Source organism: Ensifer sesbaniae (genome assembly GCF_013283665.1).
GTDB classification, from domain to species: Bacteria; Pseudomonadota; Alphaproteobacteria; order Rhizobiales; family Rhizobiaceae; genus Ensifer; species Ensifer sesbaniae.
Map to the genome: position 1 here is coordinate 1,135,466 of NZ_JABEKU010000002.1, position 20,160 is coordinate 1,155,625.

Here is a 20,160-nt window from a genome sequence, read left to right on the forward strand (position 1 = left end):
CACTCCCTCACGAACCCGACGGGTCACGTGATGCGAACCCAGAAAAACTACTCGGCTGCGGTCCTTTTTCTGTCTGCCGTCGGCTCTTTCGTCGGCGGTCTGGCGACCAGTTCGCGCAGCCACTTGCGGTGATATCGCCAGGCCCAACCGCCCGTCACGGATCCACGTACCATCGCCCGTATCGTACCCTTTACCCAGATCGCTGCATAGACGTGGGTGATCCAGACGCTGATCGCGAGGATGGCGGCGATCGAGTGCACCAGAAGGGCCCATCGCTGCTGCTCGATCGTGGTGTAAGCCGCGAAATACTGATTCCATATGACGATACCGGACCCTATCAGCACGATGATCAGGGTCGACATGGACCAGAAGACCAGCTTCTGCCCGGCATTGTACTTGCCGACCTCAGGCAAGCGTTCGTCATGGGCAGCGAGCACGTCGCGCACGCGTGCAAGCCAGGTGCCGTCTTCCCGTTTCCAGAGGTTGAGCTTCCAGAAGCGCAAGAAAAGACCAAGGAAGCTGAAGAAAAGGACGACACCGATCCAGGGGTGAATGGTCCGCACCCATTGACCGCCGCCGAAGAGCGCAGACAGGAAGAAGAGCCGCGGGTGGAACAGGGATAGGCCGGAAAGCGCGAGCAGGACGAGGCTCGTGGCGGTGATCCAATGGTTGATCCGCGCGCCGCCGGTATAGCGATCGACCGTGACGGGTTTGCCGGGGTGAACGCTGTCGCCTTTCCCGACGTCATATCCACTATCCGTACTCATGAGGACCGATCTCCCGTGAGCCGCTGAGCCGCCTCCTCGTCTTCTTCGGAAACGCGGTTCGGGCCGTTGACCATGTAATGCAGGAAGCCGGTGACCGCCGCGACGCCCATGACGGCGAGGCCGGCATATTTCGTCACGCCCTTCCACGCCTCGACGATCGGGCTGATCGCCGGATTGTTGGGCAGACCGGCATAGATCTCCGGCTTGTCGGCATGGTGCAGCACATACATGACATGTGTGCCGCCAACGCCCGGCGGATCGTAAAGGCCCGCACTGTCAAAGCCGCGAGACTTCAGGTCGGCGACCCGCCCCTCCGCATGTTTCTTCATCTCCTCCTTGGTGCCGAAGACGATCGCCTGCGTCGGGCAGGCCTTGGCGCAGGCCGGTCCCTGACCGACGGCGATGCGATCAGAGCAGAGCGTGCATTTGTAGGCGGTGTGATCGACCTCGGAAATCCTGGGAATGTTGAACGGGCACCCTTTGACGCAATAACCGCAACCGATGCAGTTCTCGTGGACGAAATCGACGATGCCGTTCGAATATTGAACGATAGCCCCGGGTGCGGGGCACGCCTTGAGGCAGCCAGGGTCCTCGCAATGCATGCAGCCGTCCTTGCGGATCAGCCATTCCAGATTGTTCGTATCCGGATTCTCCCACTCGGTGAACCGCATCAGCGTGAACATGTCGGGGGTCAGGTCGTGTGGATTTTCGTAGATGCCCGTATTGCTCTCGAGTTGCGGATGAGTGTCGTTCCATTCGATGCAGGCCGATTGGCAGGCCTTGCAGCCGATGCACTTCGAGACGTCGATGAGTTTCGCCACCTCGGTCTGCCGCTGGGCCGGCGGCGTTACCGTAGACGCCGATCGCCGCATCAGGTCCCTTTCGCCGAACTTCGGCTCTTGAGGTACGGTGGTGGGGTTTAGGACGGGAGGGAACATGGCACAGCCTCCTACGCCACCGGCCCAGCAATGGGCTCGATATTGACCAGGAACGCCTTGTATTCTGGCGTCTCGATGTTGGCGTCGCCCACGAACGGCGTCAGCGAGTTCGGACCGAAGCCTTTTCTAGCCGCGCCGGTGAAGCCCCAGTGCAACGGTATGCCCACGACGTGGACCGGTTTGCCGTCGCAGATCAGCGGCTTTATCCGCTTGGTGACGACGGCCTTGGCCTGGATCGATCCGCGCTTGGACCAAACGCGCACCCAGCCACCCTTGGTGATGCCCTTCTCGGCCGCGAGTTCCTCGGATATCTCGACGAAGAATTCCGGCTGCAGCACAGCATTCGTCCGGCAATGCTTGGTCCAATAGTGGAAGTGCTCGGTCAGCCGGTAGGACGTCGCCGCATAGGGGAACTCCTTCGAGGCGGTTTCGGCGAATTGTTCGAAGTCGCCCTTGAATACCCTTGCTGCGGGATTGCCGCGCACCTTCGGCGCCACGAGGTTGTCGAGCGGCGATTCGAACGGCTCGTAATGCGCCGGGAACGGCCCGTCACGCATCAAGCCGCGCGTGAAGAGGCGCGAGACACCCTCGGGATTCATGATGAACGGTCCGACATCTGTGGGCTTGGCTGTCGGCGCGATATCGGGCACGTCATAACCCGCCCATTTTGCGCCGTCCCATTCGATCAGCTTGCGGCTCGGATCCCACGCCTTGCCGTTTACGTCCGCCGAGGCTCTGTTGTAGAGGATGCGGCGGTTGACCGGCCAGGAGAACGCCCACTTGGCATAGGCGCCGGTCTCGTCCGGGTCGGATGTGTCGCGCCGGGCCATGTTGTTGCCGTTCTCGTTGAAGCAGCCGGAATAGATCCAGCAACCACTCGAGGTCGAACCGTCGTCGCGCAGCGCCGCGAAGCCCGGTAGCAGCTTGCCGGCCTCAGCCAAGACCTTTGTCGGGTCGGCAGCATCGTAGACGGTGGCAAGCGCCTTGCCGTTGATCTCCTTGGCAAGCTCTTCGGCTGTCGGTTCCCCGGCATCCGCATAAGCCCAGTCGAGATTGATGATCGGATCAGGGAATGCTCCGCCTTCCTTGCGGTAGAGTTCCTTCAGCCGCACGTGGATCTGCGCCATGATCCAATTGTCGGTCCTTGCTTCACCGGGAGGCGTGCCGCCCGGCCAATGCCACTGCAGCCAGCGGCTGGAATTGGTGAGCGAACCTTCGTCTTCGGCAAAACAGGTGGAGGGAAGCTGGATCACCTCCGTCTGGATCTGCGAAGGATCGACATCGTTGAACTCGCCGTGGTTCTCCCAGAATCGTGCCGTCTCGGTGTCGAGCGGATCCATCGTGACGAGATATTTGAGTTTCGACAGCGCGTCCGTCACCTTCTTGCGGTTCGGCGCCGCAAGCAACGGGTTGAAGCCCTGACACAGGTAACCCGTCATCTTGCCCTGGGTCATGAGCTCGAGGGCGCGCAGGATGTCGTAGCCTGGCACGTCGAGCTTCGGCAGCCAGTCATAGGCGAACTGGTTTTCCGGTGTGGCGGCAGCACCCCACATCGCCTTCTGGAAGCTTACGAAGAACTTCCTGTAGTTCTGCCAGTAGCTCATCTGGTTGGGCCGCAGCGGCTTGAAGCCGCGTGTCGACATGTAGGTCTCGAGGTCGATCTCCTTTTCATTCGGCAGCGTCAGGTAGCCGGGGAGCAGATTCGACATCAGCCCGACATCGGTCAGGCCCTGAATGTTCGAATGGCCGCGCAGTGCATTCATGCCGCCGCCGCGAATGCCGATATTGCCGAGGATCAGCTGCAGCATCGCCATGGCGCGGATATTCTGCGAGCCCTTGGAATGCTGCGTCCAGCCGAGCGCATACATCGAGGTCATCGCCTTGGTCGGCGACGAGCATTCCGCGATCATTTCAGCGACCTTCAGGAACTTGTCCTTCGGCGTGCCGCAGATGCGCTCCACCATTTCGGGGGTATAGACGGCGACATGCTCCTTTAGCAGGTTCCAGACGCAGCGCGGATTGGTCAGCGTGTCGTCCACCGTCGCATAGCCGTCAGGCCCGATGACATAGTCCCAGGTCGACTTGTCGTAATCGCGCTTTGCCTCATTGTAGCCCGTGAACAGCCCGTCCTTGTAGGCGAAGCCGTCCTTGACGATGTAGCTGGCGTTGGTGAACGCCTTGACGTAGTCCCACTGCACCTTGTCGTTGCGAATGCAATGGTTGATCACGCCGAGCAGGAAGGCGATGTCCGTTCCCTGGCGGATCGGAGCATAGAGATCGGCGACCGACGCAGAGCGGGTGAAGCGCGGATCGACGACGATCAGCTTCGCACCGCGGTTGGCCTTCGCCTCGGTCACCCATTTGAAGCCGCATGGATGCGCTTCGGCGGCATTACCGCCCATGATGATCACGAGGTCGGTGTTCTTGATATCCGTCCAGGAGTTGGTCATTGCGCCGCGGCCGAATGTTGGAGCCAAACTGGCTACCGTAGGGCCGTGTCAGACACGCGCTTGGTTGTCGAAGACCAACATCCCGGCGCTGCGGACGACCTTGTAGGTCTCCCATGCCGTTTCGTTCGTTGTCGCCGAGGCCGCGAGGAAGCCGGTCGTTATCCACCGGTTCACCGTCACGCCATCCTTGTTCTTCTCCACGAAATTGGCGTCGCGGTCATCCTTCATCAGCCGCACGATCCGATCGAGCGCGTCATCCCAGTTGACCCGTTCGAACTTGTCCGACCCCGGTTTGCGGATCATCGGATATTTCAGCCGGGTGTCGGACTTGACGAAATCGAGCAGCGCCGCGCCCTTCGGACAGAGCGTGCCGCGGTTGGTCGGATGGTCGGTGTCACCCTCGATATGGATGATCTCCGCCTGCTCGCCCTTCGTCCGGTCGCCCTTCGAATACATGATGACGCCGCATGCGACGGAGCAATAGGGGCACGTGTTGCGGGTTTCGGTGGTGTTTACCAGCTTGAAGGTGCGGATCGCTTCGGCATGCGCTGCTTCGATGTCACCGAAGCCAAGGGCACCGAGCGCAGTGGCCGCAACCCCGGCACCGGCTGCGCCGAGAAATTGGCGCCGCGAGAGTTCCATGTTCATGCCATGATACCTCCCTGAAAACCGGCTTTGCCAACAGGGGCGCGCCGGAAGACCTCGGTACGCCTTCGCATACTCAGGCGTGACTCGGTCTTTGAAATTAAAATCTTAGCTGTCTGTATTCTATTGTCAATTTAATTGAACATGAATACCATGCTCCAGTTAAACGAACCCGAATTGACGCTCTGTTAGCGATCGACCATATTCAATTCATGAACTTGCTCGCCGCTCCCGAGTTTCGGGGCGCCGCACACCGGGCTGACATTACGCCGCCGCAGCCGGCGAGCGCTTCAAATTGTGTCCGTTCATATTCTGCAACATACGAACAGATGGGCCGGAATTCGATTACCGCATGTATCCGCTGGCGGAAGTCACCGCGGTACGGCCCGATTACAGCAATTGCAAAGTCTTACGGCGACTGTTCACATGTGATTGGACGCGCAGTGCTCTGGAGCCGGATGCGATTGAATGCGTGATCCGTTCTCGTGAGATTCGTGACGGACCGGGAGCGGGCTGGAGTTTCATCCTTGCGAAGCATGGGAGGCAATCATGGATACCTCGACTGCAACGACGCCCCTCCGGCTGACCGCACTTGCCCACGGCGGCGGCTGCGGCTGCAAGCTGGCACCCTCGGTTCTGCAGCAATTGCTTGCCGATCAACCCACCGGAGCCTTCACCCGCCTTCTCGTTGGCACGGAGACGGGCGACGACGCCGCCGTCTGGCAGCTCGACGACGAGACCTGCGTCGTCGCGACCACTGATTTCTTCATGCCGATGGTCGACGATCCCTTCGATTTCGGCCGGATCGCAGCGACCAACGCCATCTCCGACGTCTATGCCATGGGCGGCAAGCCCATTATGGCACTCGCCATTGTCGGCATGCCGATCGCCAAGATGCCGGCCGAAATGGTGCGGGAGATCTTGAAAGGCGGCGCCGTAATTTGCGCAGAGGCAGGCATTCCGGTGGCGGGTGGCCACTCGATCGATTCCCCCGAGCCCATCTATGGCCTGGCGGTGATCGGAACATGTTCGCCGGCCAGCATTCGGCGCAACAGCGGCGCCCGAACCGGCGACACGCTGATCCTGACAAAGGCACTCGGTGTCGGGATCTATTCAGCGGCCTTCAAGAAGGGGGCGCTGCCGTCGGATGCCTATGCGGAACTCATCGCATCGACGACGCGTCTCAACAGCATCGGCACCGAACTCGCTGGGGACCCCGACGTGCACGCAGTCACCGACGTCACCGGCTTCGGTGTGCTCGGCCACGCTTTGGAGATGGCACGCGGATCACAAAAGCTGTTGTCGCTGAAGGCGGGCAACTTTGCCCTCTTTTCCCGCTGCGCCGAGCTCGCAGAGCAAGGATTCGTGACCGGCGCATCCGATCGCAACTGGGCCAGTTATGCCACGGAGGTCTCTCTGCCCGATGCTCTCCCGATGTGGCAACGCCACATCTTGACCGATCCCCAGACCTCCGGCGGTCTTCTTGTGTCATGCAGCGCCCACCGAGCGCAGGATCTGCTTCATCACATAGTTGCGGCAGGCTATCCCGCCGCCAGGATTATTGGTGAGGTCGAGGACGGCGAGCCCGGAGTTCGCATCGTTGCCTGAGTGCCGGTCGATCTTCTGGAGTATTGGTTTGCTCCAGCAGCGGAATAAATCTGCCAGATCGAGTGGCGCTTGACGCGCACGGGTCGTCGCCGCCGTGCTCAGTGGACGGAATTTTGCGAAAAGGCGATCATTGATTTCTAAGAGCGAAATAGACGTCGGTGCCGTGGCCATGGTCGCTGTTGGCCATGGGTGGCGGACCGTAATCGGCCTCACGTTTCAGAGGCGCCCTTGCCATTCGGGTTTGGTGCCGGCGTGTCTCTCGTGTCGCGAGGCGGATGTGTCTGTTCGGACTTCGGCTCGGCGTTGTGCGGATCGCGATTGCGGTCCGGCCGTGGTTTCGGCTCGCCCTTCCTCGGCGGCACAGGAACTTTCTCTGACATAACGTTATGCTCGCGCCTTTCACTGCAAAAACGGACTGACGGAGCTAAAGGTTCCGAACCGGCAGTCTCATCGCTGAGTGTAATTGCCGCCTGGACCAGACGCCGTCTCAGACGAGCATGGCAGTGGAAGTAACCTCGTCACACCTTATCAGTTGGAGTATTCTACCCATTCTGGCGCCGGCCATGGCGCACCCCGTGGTGGTGAGGGTAGCGCTCGACGCAAGCTGATTGCATGGGGGGATACTGCAGTGGAGGGGCGCGAGGCGGATGAATCAAGCGTCAGTCTCAGACAACAGGTCGAACTGCTGAAGCGGGAGCTTGACGAGGCCCTCGAGCAACAGGCAGCGACGAGCGAAATATTGCGGGTCATTCCGACCTCAACCAGTTCCGCGCAGCCCGTCTTCGATGCTATAGCGAAAAGCGCAGCGAGGCTGTGCGCGGCAGAATTTTGTTTTGTGTTTCGGTTCGACGGCGAGCTGCTGCATCCGGCCGCGTATCACGGCATTTCACGCGAGGGCATCGAAGCCGTAGGTGCCAAGTTTCCGCAGCAACCAAACAGAGGCAATGTCACGGGCCGAGCATTTATCGGCGGTGTCGTCGAACAGATCCCCGACGTCTTTACCGACCCTGATTATAAGATGCTGCCGCTCGCGAAGATCGTGTCCTACCGCAGCGCCATTGGCGTGCCGCTCTTGTGGAAGGAACGTCCGATCGGAGCGATCGCCGTCACGCGGCGCGCGATCGGCCTCTTTCCCGAGCGGCAGGTTGAGCTGCTGCGAACCTTCGCCGATCAGGCGGTGATCGCGATCGAGAACGTCCGGCTCTTCAACGAGGCTAAGGCGCACAACCGAGAGCTCACCGAGGCGCTCGAACAGCAGACGGCAACGAGCGAAATCCTGCGCGTCATCTCGACCTCACCGACCGATACGCAGCCCGTGTTCGACACGATCGCCCAGCGCGCCGCCCAGCTGTGCGGCGCGCAATTCTGCCACGTGTTTCGCTACGATGGCGAACTGTTGCATTTCGTGGCCCATCACCAGCTGGAACCCGAGAGCGCGGTGCTTCCAGCCCCACCGGGTCGAGGCACTGCGGCCGGGCGTTCGATCCTCAGCCGATCGGTGGAACAGATACCGGACCGGCTCGCCGACCCGGAATACGTGATGCATCCCGCCATCAGGGCTCAAGCGTCGAACCACCGAAGCCTGCTGGCCGCACCGATCATGCGCGGCGGTGTTCCGATCGGCACCATTGTCGTGGCACGAACCGAACCAGGATTGTTTCCCGATCGGCAGATCGAACTCCTCAAGACCTTCGCCGACCAGGCCGGGATAGCGATCGAGAATGTTCGATTGTTTTCGGATCTGGAGGAACGGAATCTCGACCTCAAGGAGGCACTGCAGCAGCAGACTGCGACAGCCGATGTCCTCAAGGTCATCAGTCGGTCGACCTTCGATCTCCAGACGGTGCTGGATACGCTCGTCGAATCGGCGGTGCGGCTTTGCGAGGCCTATGATGCGGCCATTTTCCTAAAGGATGGAGACACTCTCTACTTGCGGGCACATCACGGGCCAATACCGATCGATTTCGTCGGCTGGCCAATATCACGGGGCTGGGTGACCGGACGGGCTGTGGTCGACAGAAAACCGGTTCATGTGCCTGACCTGACTGCCAATGCCGATGAGTTCCCAGAGGGGCAAAGCATGGCCGTGCGGATGGGGCATCGCACGATCTTGGCCGCGCCCTTGCTGCGGCAACAGGAGGCTGTCGGTGGTCTCGTCATACGACGAACTGAAGTCAAGCCATTTGCCGAAAAGCAGATCGACCTTCTCCAGACCTTTGCCGACCAGGCAGTCATAGCAATCGAGAACGTGCGACTGTTCGACGAGGTGAAGTCGCGGACCGCCGAACTGGCCGAGGCGCTGAAGCAGCAGACCGCGACGGCGGACGTACTGAAGGTCATCAGCCGCTCCGCATTCGACCTGCAATCGGTTCTGGATACCCTCGTAGCGTCCGCTGCCCATCTTTGCGAGGCGGACATGGCTACGATGACCCGGCCGATGGGTGACGCGCACTATCCTGTCGCCCGCTTCGGCTTCTCGCAGGAATTCGATCAGTATTTCCGAACGCTGCCGCTGGAGCCGGGGCGCGGCAGCGTAGTCGGGCGAACCCTGCTTGAGGTCCGGCCGGTTCAGATCGCCGACGTCCTCGACGATCCCGAGTACGCCATGCCGGAAGCGCAAAGACTTGGCGGGTTTCGTAGCGTACTTGGCGTGCCGCTCCTGCGCGAAGGTAGCCCGATCGGGGTGCTCGCGTTGGCCCGCTCGAAGACCGTGCGGCCCTTCACCGAGAAGCAGATCGAGTTGGCATCGACCTTCGCCGACCAGGCCGTGATTGCCATCGAGAACGTGCGTCTCTTCCAGGAAGTGCAGACGAGAACCGAGGAACTGTCGCGCTCCCTTGAGGAACTCAAAGCCACTCAGGACCGGTTGATCCAGACGGAGAAGCTCGCCTCGCTCGGACAACTGACCGCCGGAATTGCGCACGAAATCAAGAACCCGTTGAACTTCGTGAACAACTTCTCGGCGCTGTCGGTGGAGTTGCTCGAAGAGCTTCAGCAGGCACTCGACGGCACTGTAGCCGACGGCGCGCCGCGCGCCGAGATCGACACACTCGCCGAGACGATAAAGGGCAATCTTGAAAAGATCGTCCAGCACGGCAAGCGCGCCGATTCAATCGTCAAGAACATGCTCATGCATTCGCGTCAGGGAGCGGGCGAGCGCAGGCCGACCAATATCAACGCCATCGTCGAGGAGAGCCTGAATCTCGCCTATCATGGCGCTCGAGCCGAAAAGCAGGGGTTCACGATCACGCTGGAGAAATCACTCGATCCGGCGGCCGGGGAGGTCGACCTATACCCGCAGGAGATCACACGCGTACTTCTCAACCTCATCTCGAACGGCTTCTATGCGACGAGCAACCGCGCGGCATCTGTGCCCGGCGACGGTTATGAGCCGACGCTGGCGGCGGTGACCCGGGACCTCGGAGAAAGCGTTGAGATCACTATCCGTGATAACGGTGTCGGAATCCCACCAGGGGTGAGGGAGAAGATGTTCAATCCTTTTTTCACAACCAAGCCTGCTGGCGAGGGGACGGGCCTCGGCCTGTCGCTCAGCCACGACATCATCGTCAAGCAGCATGCAGGTTCCATCGAGGTGGACACGGAACCTGGTCGTTACACCGAGTTTCGCATTCGACTGCCGCGGAACACCCCGGCGAAGACCACGCCGGAGGGCAGAACATGAGCCTCCTCATCCTGGTGGTCGATGACGAGCCTGACGTCGAGTTGCTTTTCAGACAGCAGTTCCGCCACGATCTGCGCGCCGGCCGCTTTGTCATGGAGTTCGCGCGATCAGCGTCATCCGCCCTCGAAAGGATCGCCGATGCAGGTGACGTCACGCTCATTCTCATCCTGTCCGACGTTAACATGCCAGGCATGAGCGGGCTCGAATTGCTGCCGAAGGCGAAGAGCGTACGGCCTGACGTGCCGGTGATCATGATCACTGCCTATGGCGATCCGGACACGAAGCGAAGAGCCATGGAAAGTGGCGCAGAAGCGTTGCTGACCAAGCCAATCGACTTCAGCGCGTTGAGAGAAGAAATCGACAGTCGAGTTGGGCGCGCCGCATGAACACGAACATACTCGTTGTGGACGACGAGCCGGACCTGGAGATGCTTCTTCTCCAGAAATTCCGGAAGCAGGTCCGTGACGGATCATTGCGTTTCCTGTTCGCCCGCGACGGAGTTGACGCCTTGGCCGTGCTTGCCGCCAACCGCGACGTGGATATTGTGCTGAGCGACATCAACATGCCGCGTATGGACGGCCTGTCGCTGCTGGCGAAGCTTCAGCAGATGGACGAGGACCTATCCACGATAATCGTCTCCGCCTACAGCGATATGGCCAACATCCGCATCGCGATGAACCGCGGCGCCTATGATTTCGTAACGAAGCCGATCGATTTTCCCGATCTGGAGGCAACGATCGTCAAGACGATCCACCATGTGGAGACGTTGCGCGAGGCGCAACGCAGGCAGTCGGCGGCGGAGCAGGCACGCGCATCGCTTTCCCGTTACTTTTCGCCAAACCTTGCCGAACGCCTGGCCAGCGGCGCCGACGCTCTCGATCTTGGTGGAAAACGCCGAAATGTTGCGTCGCTCTTTACCGATCTGACCGGGTTCACCACACTGGCGGAAACGATCGAGCCGAACGTGCTCGGGCAACTCCTCAATGATTACATCGTCGGCATGACCGACATCGTGTTTTCCCACGACGGTACTGTCGCCAAGGTCATTGGCGACGCGCTGCACGTCCTTTTCGGTGCGCCGGTCGATCAGTCGGATCATGCCAGTCGCGCGATCGCCTGTTCATTCGCACTTGACGCCTTCGCACAGTCTTTTCGTGAACACTGGTGCAGAAAAGGAATAGCCCTTGGACACACCCGGATTGGTGCACATGCCGGCACGGCCGTAGTCGGCAACTTCGGCGGAGGAAAGTTCTTCGACTATAGTGCCTATGGCGACACCATCAATGTTGCCGCGCGCCTGGAAGCGGCCAACAAGTCGCTCGGCACGCGTATTTGCGTGAGTGGCAGCCTCGCGGCGAACATGCAGGGGTTTTGCGGTCGCCCTGTTGGCGACCTCCTGCTTAGAGGTAGGGTGGAGCCGATCCGCGCGTTCGAGCCGCTTGAGGCCGAAATCTATGCCAGTGGCGCAACCCGGGCGTACATGGCTGCCTTCGAAGAGCTGGAGGCCGGCGATCCTCATGCCGTGGCTTCATTCGCTGCACTGGTCGGTCGCAATCCGGAGGACCCGCTCGCTGGCTTTCACCTGAAGCGGCTCATGAACGGCGAATTCAGCGCAACCATCAACCTCAAGAATTTCCACTGATCGGCTAGTCTTTCAGGACCAGCCCATCGTCCAAACCTTCATTCCTCCCCGAACGCCCGGTTGCAATCCCGCGGGAGTTGGCTGGTATCCAGGCCGGCAGTTCCCGCCAGGCGTGTTCGAACTTCGAGCTTGCAGACTGCCAGGGAGGCATGGCCTTCGTCGCAGTGACGCGGGCCAAAACCGGGCCACCTGCCCTTTCAACAGTTACGATTACGCTCCGGTGCCTGTCGTCTTCTGCAATCCCGTCCGCAACCGATCTCCCGCGCGCCACCGCCTGGCTATCGCTGGCATGAAACGTTCCGGTGCGGTCGCGATTGAACGTCCCAAGAAGATGAATGTGAAAGAGATATCGGCGCATCTTCGTACTCGAACACCGGCATGGCTTTTTTACTTCTTAGCAGTTTCTAAAGAAATTTGCGCGTGACAGTTGCGTGACATCCCTCGCCGCCTGGTTGCTTTGCCGGGGCGCGACCGTTCGTTCCTGATGCCAGCCCAGCTCCAACGGCTCGGGCGGGCGCCCCAAACCGCAGGCCAATTTCAACGCACCCTTCACGCGATGAACGGCGCGGCGCATGGTCTGGAAGTCGCTCCCAAAGGCGGAGGCATCGTTGGCCGCTTTGGGCCTCGCTCCGGGCGGAAAGGCGGGTGGCGTCACTTCCAAGAGCAGACGTTCCCCCGAGGCGAGTTTCTCGACCCGCGCTACTCGCCTTTGCCGGAAAGCAATTCGTCGAGTTGCTCCAGCTGTTCCGGCAATGCGGCCGCCGAGCCCTGTAGTGCTTCCTCAAGCGCCTCCTTGGACGGATAGACTTCGTGGAAAGTCAGCAGCGTCTTCCCGCCATGGTCCTCGAAAATCACGGTCGTAACCGCGCCCTCTTCGCCCTCGTCGTTGGTCCAGACGATGCGCTCGTTCGGCACCACCTCGAGATACTTGCCATAGAAGGCCATGGTGTCCGAACCGCCGGCGCCGAATTCCAGCCGATATTTGCCGCCGGTACGGACGTCCATATCGCACGATACGAGCGAAACGCCGGATATCGATTTTGGCACCCACCAGCGCTGGAACAGCTCGGGCTGGCTCCACGCCCTGTAAAGCGTGCTCGGCGGCGCATTGAATGTCCGCGTTACGACGAGTTCGCGATTCCCTTTGCGCTCGACTGACGTGCGGTTCTGCGCGCCACCTGGACTGTTAGCCTGCTGATGCATCTCCCGTCCGACCTTCTGCGTGACGACGAGCCCCGCCCGCTCGTTAGAACCTGGACGTGCTTCTTCATACCGGTCAGCGTCATCTGGGAACTTATCCGCGAGACTGGTGATCGACGCGTCCCCTCGCGCAAAGGCGCGACAAGGAATTGAGGCGCTTCCACTTGATACATTATGGATCTTCTTGGCCCAGAACGCGAACATCCTCGCAACAATCCGTGCACGGGGCTCAGGAAGAATGGCCCCTTCAATCTTCCAAGACATTTGGTTGGCTTTGCACAAGCGATCAAACTCCCGGCCGAGAGCGAACCTCGCACGTGCTTCAGAACCAATCAGCGTTCGGGCAATCCTGCTTTCCGCAAGCCCTCGGCCATTTGATGTTGCCACTGGGGTATGTTTTGAAACCAGGGTAGCGCTCGATACCGGTCGATTGTAAAGCCTGGCTCGGCCGCCAACAGCTTTTGCGCGGCCCATCGGGCGGTCTCAAGGTCTCCACTCATCGCCGACCAGGCGGCGAGATGGCGGTAGGACCAGGTCACGTCAGGATAGGTGTTGATGACCTCATGGGCGATCGCGATGGCCTGTGAAAGAGAACCTTCCATGGCCAGAGAAAAGGCCATCCCCAATCTCATGTTGAATACGAACGGATCCCTCGGACTCAGAGCCATCCCACGCTGGAAATGTTCCCTCGCTTGCGTGGCTTCGTCCTTGTAAATGGCGAGCCAGCCGAGGCGCGCCCATGCCCAGGCATTGTTTGGATCAAGCGCAAGGGCCTTCTCGATGAAGGTGGTGGCGCGCTTCTGGTCGCCGCAGATGCTCGTTGCCGCGCCGGCGGCAGTCAGGGCGGTTGGATCATCGCTGATCGAGCCTACGGCTTCAACCGCCGCGCGCGCCTTTTCCAGCTCACGTTCCGGCTGTTCGGTCCACAGGTAGGAGGCGTTCGAGGCATAGCACCACGCCAGGAGTGCATGGGCGCGGCCATAGCCCGGATCGACGGCAATTGCTTGCTGAAGCAATTCGATCGCCTGGTTGTTGGTATCCTTGCGGCGGCCCCAGAGGTTCGGGAAGGCCCGCATAACGAGATCATAGGCCCTGAGACTGGTCGGCGGCTTGCGCCTGGCCAGTGCGATCTCGGCATCGCGGATGGCTGGGTGAATGGCGCCTGCCACCTGAGCCGCGATCCGATCCTGGAACTCGAAAATATCTTCGATTGGGCCTTCGTAACGATCGGCCCAGAACTGGGCCCCTGTCTCGGCATCGATCAACTGCACCGAAATGCGCAATCGGTCGCCGTCTCGGCGAACGGTACCCTCGACCACATAATTGACACCGAGCTCCCTGCCGACTTCACGCACATCGACAAAGCGTCCCTTGTAAGTGAAGGCGGACTGGCGCGCGATGACAAAGAAGTCCCGAACACGGGAGAGCGCAGCGGTAATCTCTTCCACTACGCCGTCCACGAAGTATTCGTCACCCTGACCGCTGAGGTTGTCGAAGGGCATGACGGCGATCGACGGCTGGTCCTTGTCACGGCGGACGGCAAATGATGGCGCGGACGCGATGCCGCCTTCGACAGGCGTCGCTTGCTGCCATTCGACCCGAAAGACGAAAATTGGCCGCGGGATGTTCTTCAAGCTGCGCTCGCCGAGGCTGGTCAGCGTAAACGGCACCTTGCCGTCGAGATGTTCACGCACAGATCCCGAAATGCAGATGCCTGACGGAGCGGCCATTTCCTGCAGGCGAGCCGCAATATTGACGCCGTCTCCGAGCAGATCGTCTCGCGACACAATGACATCACCGAGATTGACGCCGATGCGGAATTCCAAGCGCCGTTCGGGGTCTTCTGACACGCCAAGAAGACCGCGCTGGATTTCGACGGAGCACCGGACGGCCTGAACAGCGCTTGAGAACTCGGCAACAAAGCCGTCACCGGCGCTACCGAAGATACGGCCGCCATGCTCGCGTACCCATTCGGCGATCCGATTGCGGCACAGATCGAGTGCGCGAACCGTACCCTCCTCGTCCAGCGCGGCAAGGCGGCTGTAGCCAACAACATCGGCTGAAAGGATGGCTGCAAGCTTTCGATCCACGGCTGTGACCGCTCCTGCGGCGCCACGATATCGTGGGGCTTAATATGCGCGCAGTTTCCCACATTCGCGGATGTTTGTCGCCAGCAAGATCGGATGAAAGATCTCAGCAGCCATGCTGCATGACAGTCTCCACCCGCTCGAGACAATCGCAGCTTGTCCACGCACCCTGCGGCAAGCCGACTGCGAAATCCCTCGCCTTGAACGCCCTTGAAAGGGATCGAACCTTTGGCAACCTACAGCCGTCATGAAGCTCCCCGAATTGGCGATCGGTAGAGCTTTTGCGATCAGGGTCTGCCAAAGACCGGAACACGACTACACCCATCTCTTCGTCTGACGGCGACCGCCTCTCTCGTCTCCGAGCTTAAGGAACGAATCCGATCAGCGCGCTTGCACCGCTTCAGCGCGGGGCAACCGCGCCCGCATAGAATCCGCCGTCACCGCCGTAGTAATCCTCTCTGACACTGCTCGCACCGCCGGCGGTCTGGGCGCATCCGGCGAGCGCGGAGAGTACGAGCAACAATGTGACTATACGCATTGAGTTTGATCCCTTCTTGGTTGCCGCACACATAGTCATCGGCAAAGGCTCGGACAACCAGGCGACAGCTCGATTTTCAACCAAACCCTGTATTCGAACGAGTACGTTACTGAAACGAAGACGCACGGCCGGGACGATCGCGCCACCCTCATCATCTGGCTTCTCGCGGGATGGGTCGTGATCATCCGCACAGCCGAAGGATTAGCCTCTCGGTCAATGTGACCCGTCGCGCGATCGATACCTTATGTGATCTTTCGCCATCGCAAGGGCGTCAGCGGACGTCGGCAAACCCGTAGGCGGGATGCATGCGAGCGCTGCCGGCCGATAGCCATTTGCCCTCAGCCCGGCACGCGCCGTTCGGTTGCGGCGTCGAAAAGATGAATGCTGCCGGAGGCGAAGTTCAGCCCGACCCTGTCGCCGGCTCTTGCCCCCGAGCGGCCATTGAAGACCACCGAAAGCTCGGGCGTCGTTGCCATCGTCAAAAAGCAGGTCGCCCCGGTCGATTCGACCAGCGCCACTGGCGCCGAGAGAGCGCCCTGATCCGGCGCAGCAAGCTCGATATGCTCTGGACGCAAGCCGATACTCAGGGCCTGCCCGGGCCGCACCGCCCGGTTGATGGCGATTGTTTGTTTGACGCCGAGATCCAAGATGATCGATTGCCCATCCTGGCCGCCGATCGCAGGCAAAAAATTCATGGCCGGAGATCCGATGAACCCGGCCACGAACTTGTTCGCCGGCCGATCATAAAGCTCAAGCGGGCTGCCCTGCTGCTCGATAATTCCATCGCGCAAGATGACGACATGGTCCGCCATCGTCATCGCTTCCACCTGGTCGTGAGTGACATAAACCGACGTGGCGCCCAGCCGGTCGTGCAGCGCGCGGATTTCCTTGCGCATGTGAACGCGAAGTGCGGCATCGAGATTGGAGAGCGGCTCGTCGAAGAGGAATGCCTTGGGATGACGAATAATCGCCCGGCTCATCGCCACGCGCTGACGCTGCCCGCCGGAAAGTTCACGCGGATAGCGCCCGAGCAGGTGCGTAAGCCCTGTCACGGCGGCGACTTCATTTGCTGCCTTCTTGCGTTCGGCCTTGGCAACGCCCTTGATGCGCAGGCTGTAGGTCAGGTTTTCCTCGACCGTCATATGCGGATAAAGCGCGTATGACTGGAAAACCATCGCCACATCTCGCTTGCGCGGTGGCACGGCATTCATAACCTCGCCGGCGATTTTCAGGGTACCGGACGATATGCTCTCCAATCCGGCCAGCGACCGCAGAAGTGTCGACTTGCCGCACCCGGACGGACCGACTAGCGCGGTGAAACTGCCTTTGCGGATCGAAAGCTCGATATCCTTCAGCGCGTGATAGGCGCCATAGTACTTGTTGACGTTGGTCAGTTCGATCTGGGCGGTCATTTGAGCGCTCCCGAGGTAAGGCCAGAGACGATGCGGCGTTGCAGGAGGACGAAGATGGCGAGGATCGGCGTCACGTAGATCGCCGCATAGGCCATGATGTTGTTCCATTCGTTGGTGTTCGGCCCCATGAAGGAGTTCAAACCGACGCTGGCCGGTTGAAGCTCGACAGCTTGGATCATCGATTTCGAATAGACGAACTCTCCGAAGGCCTGCATGAAGATCAGGATGACGCTGACGAGGATGCCGTTTCGTGCCAGCGGCAGGACGATGTTGAAGAAGGCGCCGACCCTGGAGTTGCCGTCCACGAGTGCTGCTTCCTCCAATTCCTGAGGAACACTCATGAAGGTCGCGCGGACCAGAACGACGAAGAAGGGCATGCTTTTCGCCGCAATCGCAAGGATGACCGCAAGCCGCGGATAATTGAGCAGTCCAACTTGCGAAAAGCCCACGAAGATCGGCGTCACCATCAGCGATGCCGGGAGCACCTGCAACATGAGGATCAGGAAAAGCCCGATATCGACCCAGATGTTGCGGTAGCGCGCCAGCACGTAGGCGCAGCCGACACCGAGCACCGCGATGACACTGACCGCCCCGCAGGCAATCACTAGCGAATTCCAGATATACCGGCCCATATTCCGGCCTTGCCAGACGTTGCCGAAGATCTGCCACTGGGGATCGGTCGGCCAGAAGGTCGGCGGCGTGGCAAACATCTCCGACCCCGATTTGATCGTGGTGATGTACATCCAGTAGAGCGGGAACAGATAGATGCCGGCGAGAATGATGGCGGCTGCGAAAAGCAGACGATCACGGGTTACGTTACTCATCCGCGCACCTCATGCCGTGTTGAGCGTACATAGACGACCGAGGCAATCATCACGAAGACGATCATGATCACCGAGATCGTCGCGCCCTTGGCAAAATCGTACTGCCGAAACGACAAATCCCAGGCCCAGTATTGCGTGACGTTCGACGCATTGTTCGGCCCTCCCGAGGTGATGGCTGCGAACAGATCGAATTGCTGTAGCGTGAAGATAAGCCCGAGCGCGATGATGGCACCTATCGATGCGCGCATCATTGGCAGCGTGATCGTCCAGAAGCGTTGCCAAACATTGGCGCCGTCCAACTCGGATGCCTCATAGAGATCGCGGGGGATGGCTGACAGTCCCACGGACAGCAGGATCATGTTGAAGGATGTGCCAAGCCAAATGTTGGCAATGATGACCGCCCAGAGCGAAAAATCGGGGTCGGAGCGCCAGAAGATGTTGCCTCCGATGAGACCTGTTTCGCGCAGGATAAAGTTGAGGACGCCGAAGTCCCCTGAAAGAATCCAGTTCCAGATCGCGCCGACCACAAGGCCGGGCATCACCCAAGACACCAGGAACAAGCCCCGTAGCCACGAAGCACCTGGAAAATTTGTCCAGAAGAACAACGCCAGGCCGAAACCAACGAGGAACTGACCGGCAATCGAAGCAATGACGAAGGTCGCGGTATTGGCGAGGATCGGCCACGTTTCCGGCTGAGCGAACAGATCGCGGTAATTCTTGAGGCCGACGAAGGGGCGCCAGAAGCTGCCGAGGCTGAACATGTCGACCTCCTGGAAGCTCATGACGATATTGTAGAGCAGCGGCAGACCGGACAGCGTAAGCAGGAACGCGAGCGGCAGGCTGACAAGGCCGATATCGAAGCCGCGGCCGTCGATCATGCTGGATAGAAAGCGTTTCATGATGTCCCCCGCTGCCGAGCCAGCAGCCGACTTGGGTCGCAAATTGCGCGACCTGTCACGACCAGGTGGTGCCGGCACGGCCAGCACCGATTGCGGTTTTTCGCTCCAGCGCCTGGGCGCGACCGAGCGTCCTTGCGCTTTCGGGAATACCCGGAAGCGCAAGCCGTCTTTCCGACTTTAGCCAAGCACCGCCTTTATCTTTTCAGCCGCCTGGTCGAGTGCTTCCTTCGAGGTCATCTGTCCGGTCAGGGCCGCCTGGATTGCATCCTGGATTGCCTTCGAGATCTTCGGCCATTCCGGATGGGGACCGCGCGGCTTTGCAAACTTGAGCTGCTCGATGAAGACCTTGAGAGCCGCGTCCTTCAGCGGCACCCCGGTCTCGGGGATAGCGATGTCGGAACGGGCGGGAAGCTGCCCGAAGTCCTTGAACATGCGGTCGTCCTGGGAGGCGAAATACTCAAGTACCTTGAACGCTTCGGCGGGATGCTGCGTGTTCGAGAAAATCGCCCAGTTGAAATCGCCCATGGCCGACGAACGCTCCGCACCGACCTCGGGCACCGGCAGCAGCGCGACGCCCCAGTCGAACTTCGCTTCGTTCACCATCCGGTCGAGCTCCCATGGACCGGAGATAGCCATGGCGGCGTTGCCGGAATTAAAGGTGCCGGTCGAGTCCCACTGGCCGCGGGTCAACGTATCCGGCGAGGCCAGTTTTTCGGTTATGATCGTCTTCCAGATGTCGAGCGCCTTGACGGCGCCATCCGAATTGATGTGCTCGTAACCACCGCCGGCCATCTGCGCCCATGGCAGGAACTGGAATGTCCCCTCCTCGTTCGCCTTGGCCGAGAACGCGAGCCCGTAGACGTTGGCGGCGGGGTCCGTCAGCTTGCGGGCCGCATCGACCAGCTCATCCCAGGTCTGCGGAGGCTTGTCGGGATCGAGGCCCTTCGCCTTGAACATGTCCTTGTTGTAGTAAAGCGCGATCGTATTGGTGGCCTTAGGCAGGCCGTAGTTCTTGCCGTCCCACATGGTGGAGGCGAGAGGTCCAGGAAAATAGTTCGCCGTTTTCACCACGGTCGACTTGGCGATCATGTCGGTGAGATCGAGGAATGCGCCGCGTGACGAAAACAGCGCATGTTCCGGGTTGTCGATGGCGATGATGTCGGGGGCCTGACCCGTCGAATAGGCGCGCATCGCCTCGCTGACGACATCGTCGAACTGGATCTGGCGATACTCGACCTTGATGCCGGTACTCAGCTTGTTGAAGTCCGCTATCAGGTTCGGTGCGGGCTGGATATCGCGATCGAGCGACCAGACGCTGATCGTGACATCGTCCGCCTTGGCAGAGAGACCGAACAAAGAGACACCTGCAAGGGCGAGAGCGCCCAGGATTGCGGATCCGCGGATAGCCATTTTCTCCTCCTTTGGTTATCCCAATGCCGGCATCCTCCATGCCGGCCGGCATGCACGT

15 protein-coding genes are annotated in these 20,160 nt (G+C 60.3%); 4 read left to right on the forward strand and 11 right to left on the reverse strand.

What is annotated here, in order from left to right; genetic code table 11:
* Positions 1–47 precede the first annotated feature (47 nt).
* Genes BHMPCIPO_RS22950 through fdnG form a run of 3 tightly spaced genes read right to left on the reverse strand, consistent with a single transcriptional unit; the run spans position 48 to position 4,803 of the window.
* Positions 48–767 (reverse strand): formate dehydrogenase subunit gamma, encoded by a 720-nt coding sequence (locus BHMPCIPO_RS22950; protein WP_173519120.1) that lies wholly within the window; start codon positions 765–767, stop codon positions 48–50.
* On the reverse strand, positions 764–1,705 hold the full coding sequence (gene fdxH / locus BHMPCIPO_RS22955; protein WP_173519121.1) for a formate dehydrogenase subunit beta: 942 nt from the start codon (positions 1,703–1,705) through the stop codon (positions 764–766). The genes BHMPCIPO_RS22950 and fdxH overlap by 4 nt, the downstream gene beginning before the upstream one ends.
* An 11-nt stretch (positions 1,706–1,716) precedes the next feature.
* A complete protein-coding gene (gene fdnG, locus BHMPCIPO_RS22960) occupies positions 1,717–4,803 on the reverse strand; it encodes a formate dehydrogenase-N subunit alpha (protein ID WP_210266632.1) in 3,087 nt (1,028 codons plus the stop codon).
* A 546-nt stretch (positions 4,804–5,349) separates the two neighbouring features.
* On the opposite strand from fdnG, the gene selD reads away from it, so the two are divergent.
* The 4 genes from selD to BHMPCIPO_RS22980 all read left to right on the forward strand — a co-directional run bounded on the left by selD (position 5,350) and on the right by BHMPCIPO_RS22980 (position 11,732).
* A complete protein-coding gene (selD, locus tag BHMPCIPO_RS22965) occupies positions 5,350–6,408 on the forward strand; it encodes a selenide, water dikinase SelD (protein ID WP_173519122.1) in 1,059 nt (352 codons plus the stop codon).
* A 628-nt stretch (positions 6,409–7,036) separates the two neighbouring features.
* Entirely contained in the window at positions 7,037–10,090 is a 3,054-nt protein-coding gene (locus BHMPCIPO_RS22970; RefSeq protein ID WP_173519123.1) for a GAF domain-containing protein, read from the forward strand.
* Positions 10,087–10,476: a response regulator gene (locus tag BHMPCIPO_RS22975; protein WP_173519124.1), complete on the forward strand. Its 390-nt coding sequence runs from the start codon at positions 10,087–10,089 to the stop codon at positions 10,474–10,476. Before BHMPCIPO_RS22970 ends, BHMPCIPO_RS22975 begins: the two co-directional genes overlap by 4 nt.
* Positions 10,473–11,732, forward strand: a complete 1,260-nt coding sequence (locus tag BHMPCIPO_RS22980) for an adenylate/guanylate cyclase domain-containing protein (protein ID WP_173519125.1) — start codon at positions 10,473–10,475, stop codon at positions 11,730–11,732. The genes BHMPCIPO_RS22975 and BHMPCIPO_RS22980 overlap by 4 nt, the downstream gene beginning before the upstream one ends.
* A 4-nt stretch (positions 11,733–11,736) precedes the next feature.
* Here BHMPCIPO_RS22980 and BHMPCIPO_RS33870 read toward each other — a convergent pair whose 3' ends face one another.
* From BHMPCIPO_RS33870 to BHMPCIPO_RS23020, 8 genes are all read right to left on the reverse strand, one after another.
* Positions 11,737–12,090, reverse strand: coding sequence for a DUF6894 family protein (locus tag BHMPCIPO_RS33870; protein ID WP_376741686.1), 354 nt, complete (start codon positions 12,088–12,090; stop codon positions 11,737–11,739).
* A 341-nt stretch (positions 12,091–12,431) separates the two neighbouring features.
* Positions 12,432–12,935: an SRPBCC family protein gene (locus BHMPCIPO_RS22985; protein WP_173520150.1), complete on the reverse strand. Its 504-nt coding sequence runs from the start codon at positions 12,933–12,935 to the stop codon at positions 12,432–12,434.
* A gap of 329 nt (positions 12,936–13,264) precedes the next feature.
* Positions 13,265–15,022, reverse strand: a complete 1,758-nt coding sequence (locus BHMPCIPO_RS22995; RefSeq protein WP_173519126.1) for an adenylate/guanylate cyclase domain-containing protein — start codon at positions 15,020–15,022, stop codon at positions 13,265–13,267.
* Positions 15,023–15,419: 397 nt separating this feature from the next.
* Positions 15,420–15,557, reverse strand: a complete 138-nt coding sequence (locus tag BHMPCIPO_RS23000; protein WP_173519127.1) for a hypothetical protein — start codon at positions 15,555–15,557, stop codon at positions 15,420–15,422.
* 338 nt (positions 15,558–15,895) lie between these two features.
* Entirely contained in the window at positions 15,896–16,969 is a 1,074-nt protein-coding gene (locus BHMPCIPO_RS23005; RefSeq protein WP_173519128.1) for an ABC transporter ATP-binding protein, read from the reverse strand.
* Positions 16,966–17,793, reverse strand: coding sequence for a carbohydrate ABC transporter permease (locus tag BHMPCIPO_RS23010; protein WP_173519129.1), 828 nt, complete (start codon positions 17,791–17,793; stop codon positions 16,966–16,968). Before BHMPCIPO_RS23010 ends, BHMPCIPO_RS23005 begins: the two co-directional genes overlap by 4 nt.
* Positions 17,790–18,692: a carbohydrate ABC transporter permease gene (locus BHMPCIPO_RS23015; RefSeq protein WP_173520151.1), complete on the reverse strand. Its 903-nt coding sequence runs from the start codon at positions 18,690–18,692 to the stop codon at positions 17,790–17,792. Before BHMPCIPO_RS23015 ends, BHMPCIPO_RS23010 begins: the two co-directional genes overlap by 4 nt.
* A 177-nt stretch (positions 18,693–18,869) precedes the next feature.
* Positions 18,870–20,102 (reverse strand): ABC transporter substrate-binding protein, encoded by a 1,233-nt coding sequence (locus tag BHMPCIPO_RS23020; protein ID WP_173519130.1) that lies wholly within the window; start codon positions 20,100–20,102, stop codon positions 18,870–18,872.
* Positions 20,103–20,160: the final 58 nt, after the last annotated feature.